Annotated in this window: 3 protein-coding genes and 1 pseudogene; all 4 read right to left on the reverse strand. The window is 42.7% G+C overall.

Annotated features, from left to right (window positions below):
* Positions 1-33: 33 nt before the first annotated feature.
* Positions 34-168: pseudogene (locus tag RDS42_RS13990) on the reverse strand (ABC transporter ATP-binding protein); the annotation flags it as partial.
* 81 nt (positions 169-249) lie between these two features.
* Positions 250-1170, reverse strand: a complete 921-nt coding sequence (locus tag RDS42_RS13995; RefSeq protein WP_308784197.1) for a HAMP domain-containing sensor histidine kinase — start codon at positions 1168-1170, stop codon at positions 250-252.
* The gene (locus RDS42_RS14000; protein ID WP_308784198.1) at positions 1167-1844 is read right to left on the reverse strand and encodes a response regulator transcription factor; all 678 of its coding nucleotides are present in this window, start codon (positions 1842-1844) and stop codon (positions 1167-1169) included. Before RDS42_RS14000 ends, RDS42_RS13995 begins: the two co-directional genes overlap by 4 nt.
* Before the next feature lie 186 nt (positions 1845-2030).
* Positions 2031-2612 carry a 50S ribosomal protein L25 gene (locus RDS42_RS14005; RefSeq protein ID WP_308784199.1) on the reverse strand — a complete coding sequence of 194 codons (582 nt, stop codon included), beginning with the start codon at positions 2610-2612 and terminating at the stop codon, positions 2031-2033.
* Between the last annotated feature and the right edge of the window lie 73 nt (positions 2613-2685).

Genomic DNA, 2685 nt, shown 5'->3' on the forward strand with positions numbered 1-2685 from the left:
AATCTGCTAACTTAGTCTTATTTTAACATAATCACCCGATCCGCTGGTTCCTACCACTGCCAGAAACTCCCCTTCCTCTACAGAAAGATTCACTCCATCCAGTGCTTTTACCTGATTTTCTCCTGTTCCATAATATTTTTTCAGATCTACTGTCCTGAGAATTTCCATGATCCCGGCCTCCTTATTCTTTTGATACTGATATGTTATCATCACATCCTGACAGCATCCTGACAAAAAAGAAAAAAGTTCTTACAAAACTGTCAGAACTTCATTCAGAAGGAATATCCGAAAACTGCTTCCCTTTCCTTTTTCGGAGGCTACCGTCACATATCCCTTTTCCTTATTTAAAATCAGCTGAGCAAGATACAGTCCCAGTCCGCTGCCTTCGTCCTGAGCTACACTGCTGCTGCGATAAAAACGATGGAAAATCTGATTATATTCTTCTCTGGAAATCCCCATACCCTGATCCAGTATCTCGATCTGCGTATAGATTTCCATTGGCATCACCCGCACACGGACCGTACTTCCGAAGGGCGAATATTTTATGGCATTGTCCAGAATATTTCCAATTGCTTCTGCGGTCCATTTTGGATCATGATACAGCTTCCGATCCTCAAATGGTTCTGCTACAATGGTAATTCCCCTGTCCTCCGCTTTTGCGTAAACACCGCTGACAGCTGCTCCAATGGTTTCTCGGATACAGGTATACTCTGCAGAAAAAGAAATACTGCCTGTTTCCAGCCGGGAAGCCTTCAGCATACTTTCCAGAAGCCATTTCATTTTCCTGGCCTGTTCTCTGGTCTGCCCTACAAATCTTCGGCGTTCCTCCGGTTCCAGACTTTCATCCTCCAGAAGCTCTGTGTACATGATCACATTCGCCATAGGTGTTTTCAGCTGATGGGAAAGATCCGATAAAAGAGCCGCTGTTTCATCTCTTTCTTTTTCTGCCTTTTCTTCTTTTCTGGCAGCCTGTCCCAGAAGTCTCTGCAATCTGTTTTCCAGCTTGGATTCCCGTGTTTCCTTCATAGTAGAAAATGCTGCATTTCCCTTTTCTTCATAATCCCTCAGCAGCTTCTGCATACGATTCAAAGTTCTTATAAAAGAAATTCCCAGCAACAGTACTGCCAGAACAGCCAAAATCAGGATTCCTGTCAGAATTCTCTCTGTCATCTCCGTTCCTCCCAAAGATATCCCATGCCATGTACGGTTTTAATATATTCCGGGTGAGAAGCATCTTCTTCTATTTTCGTCCGAAGCCTGCGGATATTCACCATCAGAGTATTTTCCTCCACAAACCGGCCGCCGCTGTCCCACACATGAGCCAGAAGCTGTTCTTTTAAAAGTACCTGATTTTTATTCTCCATAAAATATTTCAAAAGCCGGTATTCCGTCAGGCTCAGATCCAGCTCCCGGTCTCCTTTCCAGGCTCTCATTTCCTGAACGTCCACACGGATCTGCCCGGAAGTAAGCTGCCCCTCTTCATGTATCCCCTGTCTTCTGAGCAGAGCTGCAATTCTGGCTTTCAGAACAGCAAGAGAAAAAGGCTTGGCTATATAATCATCAGCCCCGCTTTCCAGACACATGACCTGATCGATCTCCATATCCCGGGCCGTGATCATCAGAATCGGCATCTTCCATTTTTCAGAGATTTCCCGGCAAAGTACAAGCCCGTCGCCATCCGGTAAATTCCAATCCAGAAGTACCAGATCCGGCTGACTGTTATCCAGCGCCTCCCGGCTTTCTCTGCAGGTAAAATAAACCTCTGTCTCATATCCTTCTTTTTGTAATGTAAAAGAAATCCCTTCTGCCAGCGCCTTATCATCTTCTATCAAAAAAATCCGCATGTTACGCAAGCCCCCTGAGTCTTTAACTGTTTTCTTCTGATGTCTTCATTTCATCTTATTTTACCTGCAACTGAAGAATTTGTCCATGATTTCTCCCGATAATTGCTTTTCCTTACTATTTCCTATACAATAAAAATCCCGGAGATTTTAAAATCTCCGGGTGCTTTTCTATGTTTTATTCTGTTTTTATTCTTCAGTATCTTCTTCCTCTTCCGGAACCTCTTTACTGTGAACCGCATTCAGCATCACCACAACTGACTCCAGATCTGTCTTCAGGTCAATGTCTTTATCCTCTGCAATGGGAAGATCTTTTACATAGATCACATCGCCGATTTTCATTTCTCCTACATCAACCTTTACTTTGTCTACCAGAGATGACGGATATGCCGTATAAGCAATTTCCGTTAGATTCTCCTGGAGTACACCTGTCTGTATCTTATCATGATTTACCAGAACTATCTCAGCAACAGAATGAACCTTTTCATTACTTACCAGTGCCTGAAAATCCAACTCATCTACCCTTCCGGCCATCGGGTTAAAATCAACCTCTTTAATCAGTACATCATATTTCTGACCATCTACATCCAGAAGAATCTGACTTCCTTTATTGTTTGTTTTCAAAAGGCGTTCTACATCCGGCTTATGCATTTTTACAGGAATGGAGCCTTCAATTTCACGTCCGAACAGGTTTCCTGTTACATATCCTTCTCTTCTTAATCTCTTTGCTTTGACATCCATGCTTCGCTTTTCAGCTTTTAAAGTATTCATTTATCTTTTCCTCCAAAAATCTGATTGCTTAGCAGCCTTCAACTTTAAATAAAGTAGGTTTTGTTAAGTAATG

This window comes from uncultured Blautia sp. (genome assembly GCF_902497045.1).
Taxonomy (GTDB): Bacteria; Bacillota; Clostridia; order Lachnospirales; family Lachnospiraceae; genus Blautia_A.

Bases quoted from the DNA above. Each gene is read 5' to 3' on its own strand.
- RDS42_RS13995 (WP_308784197.1), bottom strand. From the start codon at position 1,170: ATGACAGAGAGAATTCTGACAGGAATCCTGATTTTGGCTGTTCTGGCA.
- RDS42_RS14000 (WP_308784198.1), bottom strand. From the start codon at position 1,844: ATGCGGATTTTTTTGATAGAAGATGATAAGGCGCTGGCAGAAGGGATT.
- RDS42_RS14005 (WP_308784199.1), bottom strand. From the start codon at position 2,612: ATGAATACTTTAAAAGCTGAAAAGCGAAGCATGGATGTCAAAGCAAAG.